Raw genomic sequence first — 17886 nt, forward strand, 5'->3', positions numbered from 1 at the left:
AATGGGCATATCAGAGCATGAACAATCAATATTGGCGAAGATATACGACAAAGTTCTCGGGAGAGAAAAGAGATACTTCTCTGTTGACGAGTTGATTAGGGAAGTCGGAGGTTGTCCCGGGGAAGTGAACGAAAGCCTGAATATACTAGTGGATGAAGAACTGATCGAGATCAAGCCTTTCAGAATGGGCAGGATTACTCACAAGGGGATTCTTCAAGTTGAAGGAGGCGGGATCCCTGACAAGGAAAAGCAAAGGCAGGCGGTGATCTTGAAGCTCAAGGAGTTGACCTCAAACGATCCCGATATATATATAAACATAGACGCTTTGGCCGGGGAGCTGAACATGTTGAGGTACGAGTTATTTGATATCTTAAGCTTCCTTCAAGCCGAGGGAATGCTTAAGATTCATTCCAGGATGTCGGTGTCACTCCCTCGGAGAGATTAGAATAATAGAAGCCAGTCACCTGGCTTCTATTTTGGGGATGATGAAAAGGGCTTTTTTCATTTTTCCAGAATGGGAGCCTGTCTTGCTATCGCCTTGCCGGAGTAGCTTGATTCATTTCCAGGCTCCCCTTCCCGCAATTGCTTGATCTACATCTGTGTACGGGGATCACATCTATGTGAAACTTCTATCGCTGCTGCAACCAAATATAAATCGGAGAGATTAGAGAAGAATTAGACTCAGATTAGAGTTTTCTAATTTTCAAGGGGAGAGTCACTCTGAATACAGATCCCTGCTGAGATGAGCTCTTTACAGTTATCGTTCCGTTGTGAGCCTTCACTATCTCCTGAGCTATAGACAGCCCAAGTCCTGTGCCCCTTGTCTCAGATCTCGCCTTGTCAACTCTATAGAACCTGTCGAATATCTTGTCAATCTCATCTACCGGTATTCCTATTCCATTGTCTTCTATGAGAATTTCGACTTCTTCTCTTGACTGGTCTTTCTCTCCGGATATCCTTATCTGGCCGCCCTCGGGGGTGTACTTTATCGCATTATCCACGAGATTGAAGATTGCTCTAGAAAGCTTTTGTCGATCGCCTGCTATCTCAAGGTCAGAAGGAATTTCCGTCATAATATGTATGTTCTTTTCTTTGGCGAGGACTGCTATCGTGTCAAGAACATCTTCGATTAAGACCCCTGCTGGAAAGACTTTGTAATCACCTTTTTGAAGACTATTCTCAAGCCGCGTGATTACAAGAAGATCATCTATAATACTGCTAAGTCTTTCAATTTCGTTCTGAATCTGAACAAGCGCATTCACATATTCATCGGAATCCCTATCTCTGTGAAGTGTAACGTCCACAATACTTCTAATCGCTGTCAAAGGCGTTCTCAACTCATGCGCCGCATCAGACGTGAACTGCCTTTGCTTCTTGACGGATTCTTCAAGTCTCTCGAGCATTCCGTCAAAAGTACTGGCGAGATGTCCTAGCTCGTCATTTGGCAAAGTCAGGTTGAGCCTCTTGTTGAGTTTTTCAACACTGATCTCTTCTGCAAGCAGCGTAATTCTCTCCACGGGCTCAAGCGATTTCTTTGCCATGTAAAACCCGCCAAGCACTGCAAGAATGATTATCGTAGGTCCGAGAATCAGCATCAACCTGGACAGTCGGAAGAGGGCAATTCTGACACTCGAAAGAGATTCTCCCACCTGCATCCATCCCCACTGACCAATCTTAACGGTGAAAATCCTCCAGACGCCCACAGATGTAGAGACTGTAGTGAATTCCCTGTCAGAAAGCTCTAATGAGGCCTTTAGAATTCCAAACGGCCCAAAACCCTCAACAATGCTTCCCGATCCATCCATCAACCTGACAGCGAATCCTTCGGCAAGTAACCTGTTACTGAGAGATTCCATTTCGACGGTCTTCCTGAATATCGGAAGATCCTGGACGATCTCGATATTTGCAAGGAGCTGCGAAGATACGATTCTCAATGACGAATCGGCTTCGCTATGAAGCTGTGCGCTGAGAATCGCATAGATCGAAACGCTAAACGCAAATAGAATAACACCCAGGAAAAGGACGTACCAGAGAGTCAGCTTTATCCTGATAGGAACTATCCTTTTCATCGTATCAACCTAGCCTGTAACCGAAGCCTCTAACAGTGTTGATTAGCTTTGTGGAGAAAGGATCGTCAATCTTTTTTCTCAAATATCTTATGTAGACATCGACGACGTTCGAATCACTGAAAAAATCTTGATCCCAGACGCTTTCTGCGATCTGTGTCCTGCTCAGAACCTGATGAGCATTTCTTGCAAGATACTCCAGAAGCCTGTACTCTTTGGGTGAAAGCTCAATCTCCACGTCATCCCTTCGTACCATATGAGAGACAGTATCTATAGACAAGTCCCCGACTCTCAAAACCCTTTCAAAAGTTTCACGCGGCCTGCGAAGCAACGCATTGATCCTTGCAAGCAGTTCCTTGAATGCAAATGGTTTTACGAGATAGTCATCCGCTCCCGTGTTAAGCCCCTTAACCCGCTCGTCTACAGAATCCAGAGCAGTCAACATGAGAACAGGTGTGTAATTACCGCTTGCTCTCAGTTCACTGCAGACTTCGAAACCATTTTTGCCAGGCAAAAGAATGTCCAGAACTATTACTTCATATTGGTTTGATGAAGCTAGTTCCAGGGCTTCATTTCCACTTCTCGCTGCATCCACTGCGAAGCCCTCCTCTTTCAAACCCTTCTGAAGAAAGGCAGATATCGTTGCCTCGTCTTCGACTATTAGAATCCTCAGAAGAACACCTCCTGAATAAAGAAGCCGGAGGGTTTCCCCTCCGGTCAATTCTAGCATCCCTCTTCTTTATGTTGGAGTATCTAGTAGATCCAGTTCTTTTCTGCTTCCTCCGGAGCGGTTTCCTTCATGTAGTCTGAAAGCTGTGCAAGCCATTCCTGGAGAGCAAGTGCCTTGCTGGGGTCGGCTGGACTCCAGCCTTTCCATCCGTGACCCTGGTTCGGGCCGAAATCGAAAGTCATGTCAGAAACCGGGTTCTCCATTTTCTCCATAGCTGCTTTCAAGAGATATACCGCCTCATTGAGGTAGTAGTTGTCCATATCACCAACTGCAACATGCACATCACCGGCTATCTTGGGACCTATCTCTTCCCAGTTTTCCTGAAGAATGTAGTTGAGATCGTAATTCTTCTTCCAGTAATCGGCAACTTTCTTGTTTATTTCTCCACTTACCTGATCCCAAATCGGCTGAGGGAATCCGTCGGCTCCCAAAGGACTGTATGTAGCTTCCCAAACTGACCACTGCCCGCCAGATCTGTTGCTCGGTCCAGCAGCCATTTCGAAGTAGTTCTCCTGCTTCACGGTGAAACTGATGTTACCATGAGTATCTCTTGCACTCGGTCTTTCGGTCTTTATCCAGCCAAAGTCGGAGTAATAAGCATTGTCATCGTTGTAGATGTTGATCAACTGATAATAATTGAAGTCGACTCCATCGGGATACCAGACGTATGTTCTTCCAAAAAAGTCAGGGTAGAAGACTTTCATGGCAAGGGCTTCCCATCCTCCGGTAGATCCGCCTGCAAGAATTCTTGCCCATTTCTCGGGAATCATTCTGAACTGGCTTTCGAGATAAGGTATGAGTTCTTCTGTTATTGCAGTCCCGTATGGGCCAGAGTTCGCCGAGTCGACGGAATAAGACGTGTCGTAGTAAGGAGTGGCATCTCTGAACGATACGGCTATGAATCTTGCATTTCCTTCCTCATTCCAGAACTTATATACGTCGTTGTTCACTCTAAATCCCACCGGAGCACTGCCTCCAGGGAAGTGTCCCTGATAGTAGATCACCGGATAATACACATCAGGATTGTCGTAGTAACCTTCGGGGAGAAGGACATTGGCTCCAATATACATATCTTTGCCCCAGAACTCGGAAACAACATCGCTCTTGATCTTTATGTACTTCACCCATTCAGTATCTGAGTAATTCCCCTGCTGAAGCACCATGCCCGGCTCTAGTTCATAATCGGGCATTATCACTTCTGTGATAGCCAGTTTCACTGTACCGGGATTTGCCGGATCAAGATAGATCTTCTTGGTCTTGCTTTTTGCATTGCCAACTGATTCCCAGAACCACTGCCCGTCTCCAGTGTCATCGTGCATGAGTATGGTATGACCGTCGGCTCTAGCGAAGGTCGTGTAAACATTTACAAAAGCCTGTACAAAGTATTCTCCGGCCGGTAGTTCCGATATCTCAATTGGATAACCTGCCACAGCCATATCTCCATCTGAGATCTCCACTACCGATTCAGATGTCATATCGAAGACATCCTTTCCCCAGAACGGAACTCCTCTTACATCTGTCTGCAAGCTAGGTTCTCTAGAAGAATCCTTGCTGACAATTACGAGTACCCGTCCGTTGATCGGTGTCTCTAAACCTAGAGACGCTACTGTATCCAGTGCGTCCTGGCTTATTGATACTTCGAAAGTAAGTGAAAACGCTGTAATGCTTATGAAAAGAATTATAAGAAGAGTAAGTATGCTCTTTTTAACCATATTTCCCACCTCCATGAGAATGTAAGCAATTGTCAAATTCCTCTTGCCTGCTGCAAGTTAGAACAATCAAATAGGATAAATCCAGTTACAAGAATAGTTATCAGGATGCTAGCTCTTCTAGAAGTTTTTCAGTTAGAAGCAAGGACGACGAGCGCGGAGAGAAAGGCGAGCACCTTTTTCTGAGGAAAGAACAACGTGATTAGAAAAACTAAGACTTCGAATACCTATACAAACAACTGAACAAGGGTTTAGTTCCATTCTTACCTCCTTTTCTCCGACCACCGTCTGGTAGATCCTTGTTATTATACACTGCCTGAGGTACTGTCGGAACACTATGCGCGATTATTCACATCATCTTCTGTTTTCCGTTGCTTTACTCGCCTTTAGCCTTACATTCACTGCCTTCTTCCATGACAAAAACTATCAAAGTCCTTGAAGTCGATATAGTCGCGAACTCTCTGGAGAGAAGCCCAGATAAAGTCTTCGAAAAGCTTCGCATCATCTTCGCTGTTCAGTTCCTCAACAACATCTTCTTGCTCCGATGGACGTGTAGCGATGTATCGACTCCCTACTGCCCTGTAATTTGAGTAGAGATTGAAATTAAAAATCCCATTTTCTTTTGATCTGTAATACACTGCTAACACCTCCTGTAATACAGAACAATTATATCATGCTGTGTAACAAGCGTGGTTGGGGGCTGCAGGTAGGGGGTAGGAAAGAGCAAAGCAACTGGTTATGAGTTGAGGGTTATCCGTTCTCCGAAAGAGCAATCGAGAAAGAGCATTGGCGAGACGTTCGCTTCGCTCACGAGAAGGCGAGTGAAAACTCAGTCGCTGCTGAAATTAGACGCAAGGCGCCGAAAGAACATCGGCGGACGCAATGCTGCCTTCTGCAGGAGGCGAGGCCGACTACGTCGGGAAGTTCCCCTCCAGCCTAGACCTACAAGTCAAATCGGGTAGAAGTCTCGCTCAACAAAACACTGTATAATTCAGTGTGAGGTGATTGAATGAAGATAGATCTTAGGTGCATCCCCTGCAATCTGAGCAGTTTGCTACGGATTCTAGACGTTAATAACGCTGGAGAGGAAGAGAAGAAACAGGTTGTTAGAACCTTTCTCAAAGAGGTTGCGGAGATGGATTGGTCAGATACTCCTATAGATATCGGCAGAAAGGTCGGAGAGGCATTGAAACCTCTCTTTGGCCACCATGACGCTTTCAGTGACGTCAAGAGACTTTCAAACAGAAGTCTTATGGAAATATACGACGATCTTAAGGAGGAACTCCTCAAGCTTGACGATCCTTTGTTAGGAGCGCTGAAACTATCGGTAGCCGGTAATATTATAGATGTTGCTCCTGGTCATAAGATTGACATTCATAAGACAATGAAGGATGCACTGTCGAGACCTTTCGCAATAGATGATCTAGAAGAGCTAGCGCAAAGGATACGAAGCACCAACTCGCTTCTCATAGTCGGCGATAACTGCGGCGAAGCTGTTCTCGATAAACTTCTGCTAGAACTCTCCGGAGTGCCGAACAGCTACTTCTCGGTAAGAACAATACCGGCTCTTAATGACATAACGATGCGAGAGGCCCTTGAAATAGGCATGGACGAAGTAGCAACGATAATCGATTCTGGAGCAGATGCACCTGGCGCTCAGGAAAAGACTATGCAGAGAGGTTTTTTCGATGTTTATTCCAGGGCCGATGTAGTAATCTCTAAAGGACAGGGCAATCTAGAAGGTTTAAGCTCGGCAAAACGCGAGATCTTCTTTTTGCTTATGGCCAAGTGCGATGTAATCGGCAGCTTTCTCGGAGTACCGAAGGGTTCGTTTGTTGCCTACAGAAAGGCAGAATCGAGGGGATAGAATGGAGCTGTTCAAGGACTTTCCTGTTCTGGTAGTTGACGATGACTTACTTTCAGAAAACACTGGGGGGAGAGCGACAAGAGAGATCATAAGAGAGCTTCAGAAGCGAGGTTTTTCAGTCATAGAGTCTTACTCAGGCTACGACTGTAGAATTGAGTTCATGTCTCATTCAAATGTCAGCTGTGTTTTGCTCGACTGGGATCTTGTGATCAAACCAGATGCTGAGTTTCTAGGCCCGGGAGAGATAATCGAGATAATCCGCGGAAGGAATATGCTTATTCCCATATTCCTCATGACTGAGAAACTAAAAGTTATGGAGATTCCTCTCGAAATAATCAGTCAGATCGACGGCTACGTTTGGAAGCTCGAAGACAGTCCCTCTTTCATCGCGGGAAGAATTGAGGAAGCAACAGAGCGCTACATGGACGAACTGCAGCCCCCCTTTCTGAAAGAGCTCATACGATACGTGGATGAATTCAAGTACTCGTGGCACACCCCCGGTCACAGCGGAGGAGAGGCTTTCCTCAAGTCATCTACCGGGAAGATCTTCCATAACTTCTTCGGGGAGAACATTTTCAGGAGCGACTTATCCGTTTCGGTGCCGGAACTTGGCTCTCTCCTCGAGCATACAGAAGCCATCGGAGAATCGGAAAAGTCTGCTGCCAAGATTTTCGGTTCCGACGAGACATATTTTGTGACGAACGGTACCTCAACATCCAACAAGATCGTCTTCCATTATTGTGTGACCCCGGGGGACATTGTCCTTATAGATCGGAACTGCCACAAGTCGATTATGCACTCAATAATAATGACAGGTGCGATACCAATCTACCTCACGCCTAGCAGAAACTCTTTAGGAATTATCGGGCCGATCCATGAAGAGGATTTTGAATGGAGTGAAATCGAAAAGGCAATAAATGAAAGCCCTCTCGTGGAAGACAAAGAGAACTACAGAATAAAACTTGCTGTAATCACTAATTCGACATATGACGGCCTCTGTTACAACGCGAAAACCATCCTCGACAAGCTTGAAAAGATTGTGGATTTCGTTCTCTTCGATGAGGCATGGTACGCCTATGCGAAATTTCATAGAATGTATATGAGCCGCTTCGGAATGTCACCAGACATTGACAGAGAGAAATCTCCGGTGGTCTTCTCTACGCACTCCACTCATAAGCTACTGGCTGCCTTCTCTCAAGGCTCTATGATACATGTAAAGGACGGTAGAAAAAGGGTAGATCATGGAAGATTCAACGAGGCATACATGATGCACATGTCTACTTCGCCTCAATATGCGATCATCGCTTCCCTGGATGTAGCGGCAAAGATGATGGCCGGAAACGCAGGCAAATTCCTCATTGACGAGACGATTCAGGAGGCAATCATTTTCAGAAAGAAGATGAAGCATCTGAAGGAAGAAATCGAGTCCAAAGAATCAGAGCGAAAGAGACGCTGGTGGCTCGAGATCTGGCAGCCGGAAAAGGTCTCGATTGGGACAGAAGACGGGCAAAGAAAGACCTTCGATCTCGAAGACATCGATGAATCGATTCTCAAGGACAGACCTGACTGCTGGTATCTCAAAGCAAACGAAGACTGGCATGGATTCGGAAAGCTTGAGAACGACTACGTTCTTCTCGATCCGATAAAAGTGACCGTTATGACCCCGGGAATAACGAGACAAGGTCGGATGAGGGATTGGGGAATCCCAGCAACGATAGTCACAACTTTCCTTAGAGACAGGGGAATAGTAGTTGAGAAATCGGGTCATTACTCATTCCTGATACTCTTCTCCCTCGGGTTGACAAAGGGAAAGTCTGGAACTCTGCTCGCAGAGCTCTTCACTTTCAAGAAGCTCTTCGATGAGGACGCTCCTCTGGATGATGTATTTCCCGATATCGTCAGAGAGTTCCCAAAGAAATATGGAAAGATGACCCTTCAGGAGCTTTGCAGACAGATGCATGAATACCTCCGAAAGGTCAAGATAACCAAGGTCTTGAAGGATGTTTACTCTCGGAATCCCCAGCAGGTTATGCTTCCGTCCAAAGCCTATTCAGAGTTGGTTAACGGCAATACTGAACTGGTCAGAATCCGTGAGCTGCAGGATAGAATCTCAGCTGTAATGGTCGTTCCTTACCCTCCGGGAATACCCGTGATAATGCCTGGCGAGAGATATACAGACGACACGAAGAGAATCATCGAATATCTGAATCTCTCGGAGGAGTTCGACAACAAGTTTCCCGGCTTTGAGAACGAGATGCACGGTCTGAAGATGAAGATAGACAGCAACAACAAGAAGAGATACTACACATACTGCTTGAAGGAGATCGAACAGCCAGAAGGCGAATAGGCGATGACATTCGCTCCTGTAACGCATACACCCCATAAGTAAATACATCTCTTTGGTGCTATAATCCTTTTTATCACTGATTATGAAGGGATCGGCGTGTTCCTAGCATTTCTGCCTGCTGTCTTCTTTGGATGGACTCTCGGAAGGAATGACGCAGCCAATATATACGGTACAACCGTAACAAGTGGAATTCTTAAATACAGATCAGCTGCGCTGATCTCAAGTTTTGCTGTGCTTGTTGGAGCTATTCTGGGTGGGGCCGGTGGAATGCAAACTCTCTCCAGCCTCAGCTCTCACACATTGCTCTCTGCTTCAGTCAACGCAGCGGCAGCGGGAATCTCCGTTCTCTTGCTTAACAGGCTGGGGTTGCCTGTCTCCTCTTCGCAAGCCGTTGTAGGCTCGGTAGTTGGCATTGGACTTCTGAGTGGAAGCGTTGATTGGCTGGTTGTGTTGAAAATAGTCTCTTGCTGGATAACGACTCCACTTGTAGCGGCGATCGTTGCTCTTTTCCTGTATAGACTTATTGGTGTCGCCTTCAAAAGAGTACGTTCAATTCTTGTTCAGGACATACTCCTTAAATCACTTGCGGTAATTGTTGGTGGCTTCGGTTCATTCGCTCTTGGAGCAAATAACGTTGCAAATATCACAGGAACCTTTGCAGATATCATCGGTGTTGAGAAGGCTGTATTGATTGGAGGGCTGAGCATATCGGCCGGAGCTATAATGTTCAGCAAGCGAGTTATGTACACGATCGGGACAAAGATAGTCGCCCTCGAATCGTTCGCTTCGGTTATTGCCTTACTGGCACAATCATTGACCGTCCTAATTTACGCGTTCATTGGGGTTCCCGTTTCGGTTTCGCAGGCAATAGTCGGAGCGGTTATTGGAGTCGGGCTTGCGAGAGGATCGAGAAACTTTGATGCAAGGCTCCTAAAGAGAATTGTCTTTGGATGGGTATCTACTCCCGTAATTTCGGGATTGATCTCAGTTGCCCTTTACATTGCTATCAATTCGATCCTGGCGCTTTTGGGAAGCTGAGCGCCGTCTCCATTGACGTGACAGCACAGCTGCTTACAGGAGAAGAAGTAGGCCCATAATGTGTATAAGCAAAACCATACGGAAAACCCGTCAAACCGCCTTCAGCTCATCACGTACTCTCCCAAGTGTTGAATATGGGTCACTAGCTATGATCATCAGAACCTGAAGCCTTCCCCTTGAAACATCTCAGAAAAACGAATTTCAGAATGTCAGCAGGTAGCTCCTGAGGCTTATTGGCTCGACTTTTGCATCGTCATTCATTGACTTTGCCATAAGGTACATGTGAGATATTACAACTCCCAGATCGATCGAAATGACATCCTCGTAGATCAGTGGAATCTTCTTCCATCCGTGAATTGCTATGCTGTTCCTGTCGAGAATCTCAAATCTCCAGGGCTGCCTGTTGAATGAAGAAGGCGACATCCTTCCCGCATTCAAAATATCCTTCATACTTTCATCTATGTACTCTGTCTTGCCAGAAACAATCTCCGCAAACGGCTTTCTATTTGCCTCCCTGAAGAGAAATCTAGAGGCTCTCTCAACAATGTCTCCTTCGCTATTAGCGGGAAAGCCCACGATTATCATGGACAGGTAGTTTGGCAGTCGGGCCCAGCTAGTGGAGAAACCCTTCAGGGTGAGATTAAGAACTATCTGCTCGCCTTCGAAACCGAACCGAATCAGATTGGGAGTAGTGAACTCCTTCAGCTTAGCGAGAACGATTCCTGAACCAGACGGAAACTGCGGAGTGAAATACCATTGCAAAGGAGCATCCGAGTTAAGAGGAATAATGTCTCCAATAGCAGAATCCACTTGTTTCCTTTGCTCAGGAGACAGTTGCTTTTCCTGGAACTTTCTCTGAGTCACTCTTAGGCCGATCGCCTTCATGATCTCCTGTTTGTCTAGCATTCAATCACCTCTTTACATATATTCTATATAATTTGACAATTAAACTCAAGATTAATCATATTACTGGTTTCAATGTGCACAACTGTAACGAAGAGACCAGAGCGCAAATACCTGCATCAAGAGATGCCTGATCCTTCACATTTACCGAAAATAGCAAGCTCTTTTGGAAAAGAAAAACGCCGGGAACAGAACCCGGCATTTGCATCCTATAACGTGGTTCCGCTACAGTCCTTCCCCAAGCTCTCTAGCCCACTCTTTTGCGGTTTCAACGTACTCTTCAAGCCTTGAAGAAGGTGCCTCGAAGTCAATCTCCTGAATCACTTCGTTACCCTTCAATGCCTTCTTGAGATTCTCAAATGCTGCGCCGATCATTCCATCATGTGTACAGAATAGAGCTATCTTCTTTCCCTCCAGCTTGTTTTCTGCGAGAAATGTACTTATCGGCGGCGCATAAGTGAGTGCCCACACGGGACTGCCTATGATTATAAGATCGTAATTGTCAGGATCAAAGCCATATGGCTCAAGTTCAGGCTTGTTATTCATAGTTACCGACTCGCTTCCCCAAATGTGTTCCTTGTCAGGATCGTATCCGGGAGTGGTCTCTATTTGCTCGGGATTCTCAACGTGGTGATAATAGGTTCGAGAGAACTCCCCCGTAGGCACCAGCCGAAGAAGGTCAGCATCGATTGAAGAGGCCATAGCTTCTGCAAGAACCTTTGTGCTTTCATCATATGAGAAATAGACAACGATAGACTTCATTCTATTACCTCCCTTCAAAGCTATTATAGCTTGACTTAGCGGCGAAATGAAGCTATCTCGATAAGGGAATCTTCTACTCTCCTCCTGAACAAATGAATCGAGAAAGCATTATGCAATCTACTGGCATTGAGTTTTCAAGATTTGTGTTTTTCTTCAATACAGACTTTTACCGAGGGGCTCATACAGACCTTTTCTAATGCTATAGCGAAGCGCAACGTCAAAAGCAGCCAACGGCTGACAGCAGCTCGCTGTTCTTCGCATCTCAAAGTTGTCAGTATAGAAGCAGGATAACTGCCGATCTTGCGCTAAACTTCGCCTGAATAATGACTCGTTATGATAGAGTTTTTGCCTGTGCTTAGAAATAATCGATCGAGCTCCTTCGATACGAAGTATCCTTTAGTAATATCATTATTTAGTAGAGGCGGGTTTTCCGGCTACGGATAATCCGCTTTCGGTTTTCCCGTTCACGGAAAATCGGTTTGCGGATTAATACGGCTCCTACAGAGCGTTTTGTCAATTCCCCAATCTGCTTTCTCCGATCGTCCACTGTTTCGGAATTTGTGCCCACTGTCTGCATTGAATCAAAACAATTAACATTCACACTGTATTAATCTCTAGACTGAATCGCTTCTTTCTATAGCACAGACAACAAGCACATCACAAGCAACCGATAACAGGATACTGAATCAGCATCTCAGGAAAAAGCTGAATCGAAGATGCTAGAGAGAATATGAAGCAGGGACGTCGATCAGTAAGTAGTTCCGATAAGCCTCTCGAACCACTCCCGGCTTATCACTCTGTAGTGAGGGTGATAACTTCTTTTGTAGTAAGAACTGTGATGTAACAACCGGCCGCTTTCAAGGGCCTCCTTGACTGAAATCGTCGATTCCGGAGTAAAGATACTTTCGGGCAGAGAGTCCCTGAGAACCGCTTCTATCCTCAGCCACTCAAGCTTCCAGTCCTCGCGCGTCATTGAGGCACCTACCCTTGAACTTGCTACCAAAGCTCGAAAGAGATCGTCGATCAGAACCTGTCTATTCTTTACAAGAACAAGATTCAGCCTGAAGAAGTTTTCCATATAGCTGACGTCTTGCCAGAGGACCTGATCGAACTCTTCGCAGTCGATTTCCTCCGCAAGGTATCTAAGCGCGACGGCCTGGTCTTCCATCAAGTGCTTCGGACCGAACGTGCCTTGATAAAACAGCTTGTAAAGATCGTCGAGCCTTGCTTCGGGATGCAAATCCAGCTCGTGAGAAGCGAGTTCAACAATTCTATTGTCCATTCGAAACATACACTCCCCCTCTTTGATTAACTATTATACAGCTATCAATGCTCGATTCAAAAGCCATCGACCGCTATGATGATGATGACGCTTTGGCAAGAAATAGCTCAAGAACATCTGGAGAGATCGCCGGAATTTTCTCTGAAGGCCTTATCTCGAGGCTTCATATTTAATTCTCAGAACTGATCAAATAATCGAAGTGGCACGAAGACATCTAACAGGTAATCGCTGTGAGTTTCAATATAAAAGCCCCCGCAATCCGCGAGGGCCCTCTGGGGGTTAACTGTGGCATATAGTACTAGAAGCTAAGAAGAGAATCTCTTCTTCCCCAGACCGAAAAAACAATCAATAACTTTATATTACCAACTCTGAATACCAAGAAGTGCTAGTCTATTTCCAGAACCTTGTGACGGATCACCTGTACCGCCTGACCCTCCAGTAGCAACTAGCACAAGAGATCTAAGAAGGTCAACAATATCCGGGGGCTTGTTTTTGTTATTTTCCTGATTGAAGAGAGTGCTACCGTTTTCATCAAAACTGCGCGAAGTAAGTGAACCCAATAGAAACATCTGGGAATACTGTCCACCGCTTACAACATTGCTTATGGTATCTAAGTCAAGGAAATCAACATTTCCTCCCACTGAATTAGATTCATTTGCAAAGGCATAGAAGTCTCCTGTTAATACTCTGTCTCCTGTCGTCGATTCTCTGTCGTACTTAAGAATCAAATCTCCTCCATCCGCAGCCAATCTCAGGTAGTCGTTATTAGGTGTCTTAAGAATATCTTGTATTGTAGTAATAGAAGTGGCCTTAGTCTGGTTTGCAACAGGAGAGTTTCCACCGTTATTCACTTTGCTCTTAAGATCGCTGTATACAAGATTGGTACCAATAGTAATGTCGCCGTTTCCCACCCTGATGTCATACTTTCCATTCACTTCGCTTATCATGTGCGGATTATTCTCTTTTTCATGTAGAATTGTGAAATCCCCGTCTTCAATCCATATATGGATCGTATTCTCCTGAACAACGGCCGAAGGAACAGTGAATTCTTTATCTCCCAGCTCAATTCTTAATCCAGACGAAGAGAATGTACCATAGAACTGCGGGCTAGACTGATTAGATTTGATAATCACTACAGTTTCCTCACCGACATGAGAAACCTCTGCAACCACGTTTGAATAATCATCACTGTCAAGAACATACGTGAAGGGTTGCTCTGTGGGGAAACTATCAAGATATTCGCTATACCAGTTTTCATAGAGCGTGTATGGATCTTCATTTACGGCAGTATACCATCCAGGGAATCCTGCTAAGTACGTCTCTAAGTCAGTACCTACTAGAGGGGATATGCTTAGTTGACCAGCACTCACTCCTCCGGCAACGATCTCCCCAGGAGTTGCTGACTGCGTGATGTCAAGTGAAAGTAACCCTGCGATCAGAGCATTACCATATATTAAGTCTCCAACTATCTTGTTTCCGTTTGGATTTCTCATTACCTGAAGAGCACGCTCAAGCGAGACTGTTCTTAATGCAGGCAACCCACCTTCAGCGATCCCTATCGTTTCCATTAGCCCCAATGAATATCTCCTAACCCCTTGCTTCTCAGCATAGGCAATAGTCGCAAATCTATCCCCAAGTGGGTAAACATATGCCCCAAGCGAGTAATCGCCGCTTCCCAACCCCTCATCGGAAGCATGACTATTAACATAACTCATAAGATCATAGCACGGCGTACTTGCAGTCAGATCTCCAACAAACTCAGACCAGTAAAGACTATCTATGCCAGATCTTGAGTCAAGCATCGACTTGAATTCGGATAATCCTGACCAAGTGGATTTACTGATGCTGCTCGCTGTGGGGTCATATAAGAAATAGAAAGAAGCCACTTCGACAGCGTTGTTGGCAATACTCTGCGTTTTGCTAATTGACCTTTGAGAGTTCAGGACTCCGGAAGTTCTAGAAAGTTGGAGACCAGTTGCAAGAAGAACAATTGTCCCAAAGGCAATAAGCATTAGAGTCGCAGCTAGTGCGAACCCTTTCTTTCTAACCAACTGGGATGATGACATAAACCCTCTCCTCCTTACCATTGCGAATATCCCTAATAATTATCTCAAACGAGTACAGATACACAGATAATCCAGAGACCAACTCACTGAAGTCGCTTTCATCCGAGACTTCAAGGTGACCAAAACCTGCCTTCCTCAATAAACCATCCTCTCCGTTAAGGGAACTGATTATATAGGTAAGCTGAGCTGAAAGTGAGTTCCTAGATGCTCTTAGGAGCGAGTTCTGCCTAAAGTAATAGCGAACGAAACTTGAAGCTGATTCAAGCACAGACACATCAGTGATTTTTGATGACATTGAATTGTACTTAACGATCAAAAAAACACCACCCCCGACAAAAAGGGCAAGCAGCGCAATAGCAATAGTAACTTCGATTACTGTAAATCCCTTCCTAATAGAACCTCACCGACCCTTTCGTCCTTCTAATCAGAATTGGTCTAGTAGCCGCTGTGGAATCATAATATGAGAATGTCGCATCATATGACAGGTACGAAGTATTCGGTATTAAATCGAACTTGAAAGCACTGACATTCTCTACTAATGTAGAGCGTTTGATGCTGAGATCCTTACCATAAAACTCGTGAACTATTCTCGCATTCTCTGGTTCATAGAAAATCGTTGAAGTAGCGTACCTTACTCCACTACTATCGCTTGAAGGAATATTGTTTATCAGAGTCAACGATGCATCTGAAAATTGCGGATCACTAATGCCATAAAGAAATGTGAATTCTCTAGACACGAGATAATTCATAGAAGTATGTAGCTTCGTTATCTCCTCGTCGAGGGTCATAGAAGCTTTGGTAGCCTTGGTTATCTTCAGCGATTGCGTAGTGACAAGAGTGACAATTAGCAAAACAATTGTCGAAACAGCCAAAGCTACCATCAACTCTGTAACTGTCATTCCTTTGCTCCTAGATTCAGCAAATCTTCTCAAGCGTAACCTCCGTATCCGCTTCATCACCGTCATTCCAGAATGAGGCTTTCACTAGATCCCGATTTGATTAACTGCTACTAAAAAGAAAATGACATAGGCACTGACGGGAGTCCTTTTTTTGGTAAGTCCAAACAGCTTATAGAATCCTAAGTATGGCAAATCACAAAAATATCACGATATCTTCAGTTCAATGTTCTCTTAACCCAAATGATTTTATCACATTATCTTGAACAGTAGCTCTCGAAACAAACACCCATGCCAGATCGACCACGTTCTTGAGTGTTTGCTGCAGAATATAAGTACCGGTAATTGCAGAGAGTGAATGGCTCTTCCTCAGATTATATGAACTAACTCATGATCACCTTCACTCGCAATAGTTCAAATGAACATCTCCCGTACATTATCCGCTTAATCACCTTAAGCTTGTTTATGACGCCTTCTATGACTCCATTGCTAAACTCAGTCCTGATCGCATTCTTAACTGCCTCAATGTCTCTTTCTATTCCCCTGGCGAAGGTTGTTAGCTCACGGATATTGAACTTTTTTACTTTTTCCAACCAGTTTTCAAGCCTTGAATCATCTTTGACTCTAAATATGTCTCTGAAGTCGTTAACTGCCGAGCAGAGGTTTTGAAGGTTCTTGTTTGTCTTGAGATACTCTTCTATCTTCTCTTGATCTTCCACTTTGAACCTTGAGATATCGTTGTGTAGAAATGAGATCAACAGTCCTCTTCTAAGAATCTTTTCGGGAGAAGTCTTTCTGTGCCTTCTTCCCAAACCTTCGTTGTGTTCAGCCAAGAATGCGTTCAAATTCCTGTATGAACCTTTATAACCTTCTTTAGCGATTACTCTGAATATGCTGGCTATTGTCTTTCTTTCATGATTAAGAGTGATTATAGTCTCTTTGTATGGGTCGAGTATGCTTCTTCTTTCTCTTGAGGCGCTCAGCATCCTTCCCTGATGCTTAACGTATTTTGTTGCTGTCCGGCAATCTATCTTTAGTTCTCTGGAAATGGCACTTACTGAGTATCCCTTCAGGTACATTTCTTTGACAGTCCCAACAAGCTCATTCTTCGCTTCTTCTGTTTCTCTACGTTTGATTTCGGCCTTGGTAAGTTTTCTCACTGTTTGATTTTCGCCAACTACTTCTTTCAGCTTTATTCTGGGAGGTATTGTGCGTCTAATATACTCCCTTGCTCCATCGATAAGGTTCTTAACCAGATGAAAACGATCACTTACCTGTAGTGCCCCGGGCAAAGCTTCTGCTACAGCCTTCGCATATCCTATTGACCCATCTCTTGATACCACTTCTATTTCGGGATATCCTCTCAACCACTCTGTAACTTCGCCAGTATCCCTTGATGGAATCATATCTACAACCTTTGAGGTCTCATAGTCTACCATTAATGTGCCATATGTGTGGCCCTTCCTGGTTGCGAAATCATCTATGCAGACTGTTTTGAGAAGCGTTCTATTTATAACCTGTTTTTTTTAACATCCTCAGAATCGTGTCGTCGGATATTTCGGTAAGTCCATTACTGACTATTCCCTCAGCTTTCAGGGCACTCATGCTTGCTGCCAACTCGATTATTCTTTCATTCAATCTCTTTGTTCTTCTCCCGTAATCGTCAACAAAACTGAGTCTCTCTGCGAATTTCGATTTCTCACACTCTGTATTCTTGCAGAAGAATACCCTCCTTTGAAGTACTATTGTCAACTGTCTACTCTGAACAGGTAGATCGGAAAATGCTTTCAGATAAATCGTGTGAACACTCTTTGACTTCGCACCACAATAGGGGCACACTGCTTCTTCTCGTCCCATCTTTGCATGTAGTTCTATCCTGTCTTCATACACTCGAGACTCAATCAACACAAGATCCCGGTCCAGTGACCTAAGTAATTCTTCCAATTCCCTCATCCGCTTTCGATAATAAAATAAGTGACTTACTCAATTCTACGCATTCTTTCACTCTTTTCCTACTTATTGAGGAAGAGCCGAGTGAATCCCTGAAATTGCAGAGGAGAATTCCCTGTTAATGCAAGAGCCATTGCAACTTCCCCCGGAATTACCTACCCTTGTAGTTAGGACACTATGAGGGGAGGAACAAAGGAGGATGGTTGCAATGGCTAAGATCAATTCTATCAGAAGCAAATATTTTAATGAAGGAAAGCGAATTGTGGAGAT

At 44.7% G+C, this 17886-nt stretch carries 16 protein-coding genes and 1 pseudogene; 4 read left to right on the forward strand and 13 right to left on the reverse strand.

All coding sequences use genetic code 11. The features are described from left to right. Nucleotide 1: 1 nt before the first annotated feature. A complete protein-coding gene (locus Q502_RS14285) occupies nt 2-445 on the forward strand; it encodes a hypothetical protein (protein ID WP_180977883.1) in 444 nt (147 codons plus the stop codon). Between the two features lie 241 nt (nt 446-686). On the opposite strand, the gene Q502_RS06895 is transcribed toward Q502_RS14285, so the two are convergent. From Q502_RS06895 to Q502_RS06910, 4 genes are all read right to left on the reverse strand, one after another. After that, nucleotides 687-2069: a cell wall metabolism sensor histidine kinase WalK gene (locus Q502_RS06895; protein WP_099829532.1), complete on the reverse strand. Its 1383-nt coding sequence runs from the start codon at nt 2067-2069 to the stop codon at nt 687-689. A 4-nt stretch (nt 2070-2073) separates the two neighbouring features. Beyond that, complete coding sequence (locus Q502_RS06900; protein ID WP_165775351.1) at nt 2074-2739, reverse strand: response regulator transcription factor; 666 nt, start codon at nt 2737-2739, stop codon at nt 2074-2076. Between the two features lie 80 nt (nt 2740-2819). Next, a complete protein-coding gene (locus Q502_RS06905) occupies nt 2820-4508 on the reverse strand; it encodes an alpha/beta hydrolase-fold protein (protein WP_099829534.1) in 1689 nt (562 codons plus the stop codon). 395 nt (nt 4509-4903) lie between these two features. Beyond that, on the reverse strand, nt 4904-5143 hold the full coding sequence (locus Q502_RS06910; RefSeq protein WP_099829535.1) for a chemotaxis protein: 240 nt from the start codon (nt 5141-5143) through the stop codon (nt 4904-4906). Nucleotides 5144-5514: 371 nt separating this feature from the next. On the opposite strand from Q502_RS06910, the gene Q502_RS06915 reads away from it, so the two are divergent. The 3 genes from Q502_RS06915 (at nt 5515) to Q502_RS06925 (ending at nt 9757) form a co-directional block, all read left to right on the forward strand. After that, nucleotides 5515-6372 carry a DUF89 domain-containing protein gene (locus Q502_RS06915; protein WP_099829536.1) on the forward strand — a complete coding sequence of 286 codons (858 nt, stop codon included), beginning with the start codon at nt 5515-5517 and terminating at the stop codon, nt 6370-6372. A 1-nt stretch (nt 6373) separates the two neighbouring features. Beyond that, entirely contained in the window at nt 6374-8719 is a 2346-nt protein-coding gene (locus Q502_RS06920) for an Orn/Lys/Arg decarboxylase N-terminal domain-containing protein (RefSeq protein WP_099829537.1), read from the forward strand. A 96-nt stretch (nt 8720-8815) separates the two neighbouring features. Further along, nucleotides 8816-9757 carry an inorganic phosphate transporter gene (locus tag Q502_RS06925; RefSeq protein WP_099829538.1) on the forward strand — a complete coding sequence of 314 codons (942 nt, stop codon included), beginning with the start codon at nt 8816-8818 and terminating at the stop codon, nt 9755-9757. 201 nt (nt 9758-9958) lie between these two features. Here Q502_RS06925 and Q502_RS06930 read toward each other — a convergent pair whose 3' ends face one another. The 9 genes and pseudogenes from Q502_RS06930 to Q502_RS14635 all read right to left on the reverse strand — a co-directional run bounded on the left by Q502_RS06930 (nt 9959) and on the right by Q502_RS14635 (nt 17610). Next, complete coding sequence (locus Q502_RS06930) at nt 9959-10663, reverse strand: nitroreductase family protein (RefSeq protein ID WP_099829539.1); 705 nt, start codon at nt 10661-10663, stop codon at nt 9959-9961. Nucleotides 10664-10885: 222 nt separating this feature from the next. Beyond that, complete coding sequence (locus tag Q502_RS06935; RefSeq protein WP_099829540.1) at nt 10886-11422, reverse strand: flavodoxin; 537 nt, start codon at nt 11420-11422, stop codon at nt 10886-10888. Nucleotides 11423-12170: 748 nt separating this feature from the next. Continuing rightward, on the reverse strand, nt 12171-12704 hold the full coding sequence (locus Q502_RS06940; protein WP_243392276.1) for a hypothetical protein: 534 nt from the start codon (nt 12702-12704) through the stop codon (nt 12171-12173). A gap of 359 nt (nt 12705-13063) precedes the next feature. Next, entirely contained in the window at nt 13064-14770 is a 1707-nt protein-coding gene (locus Q502_RS06945) for a hypothetical protein (protein ID WP_099829542.1), read from the reverse strand. Next, entirely contained in the window at nt 14748-15086 is a 339-nt protein-coding gene (locus Q502_RS06950) for a hypothetical protein (RefSeq protein WP_243392277.1), read from the reverse strand. Before Q502_RS06950 ends, Q502_RS06945 begins: the two co-directional genes overlap by 23 nt. 15 nt (nt 15087-15101) lie before the next feature. Continuing rightward, nucleotides 15102-15164: pseudogene (locus Q502_RS15065) on the reverse strand (prepilin-type N-terminal cleavage/methylation domain-containing protein); the annotation flags it as partial. Continuing rightward, nucleotides 15160-15702: a PilW family protein gene (locus tag Q502_RS06955; RefSeq protein WP_099829543.1), complete on the reverse strand. Its 543-nt coding sequence runs from the start codon at nt 15700-15702 to the stop codon at nt 15160-15162. The pseudogene Q502_RS15065 and the gene Q502_RS06955, both read right to left, overlap by 5 nt. 347 nt (nt 15703-16049) lie before the next feature. Beyond that, nucleotides 16050-17180: an ISL3 family transposase gene (locus Q502_RS06960; RefSeq protein ID WP_108702523.1), complete on the reverse strand. Its 1131-nt coding sequence runs from the start codon at nt 17178-17180 to the stop codon at nt 16050-16052. Further along, complete coding sequence (locus tag Q502_RS14635; RefSeq protein WP_099829544.1) at nt 17173-17610, reverse strand: transposase family protein; 438 nt, start codon at nt 17608-17610, stop codon at nt 17173-17175. The genes Q502_RS06960 and Q502_RS14635 overlap by 8 nt, the downstream gene beginning before the upstream one ends. Nucleotides 17611-17886: the final 276 nt, after the last annotated feature.

Origin of the sequence: Mesotoga sp. Brook.08.YT.4.2.5.2. (assembly GCF_003351125.1) — a bacterium.
GTDB lineage: Bacteria > Thermotogota > Thermotogae > Petrotogales > Kosmotogaceae > Mesotoga.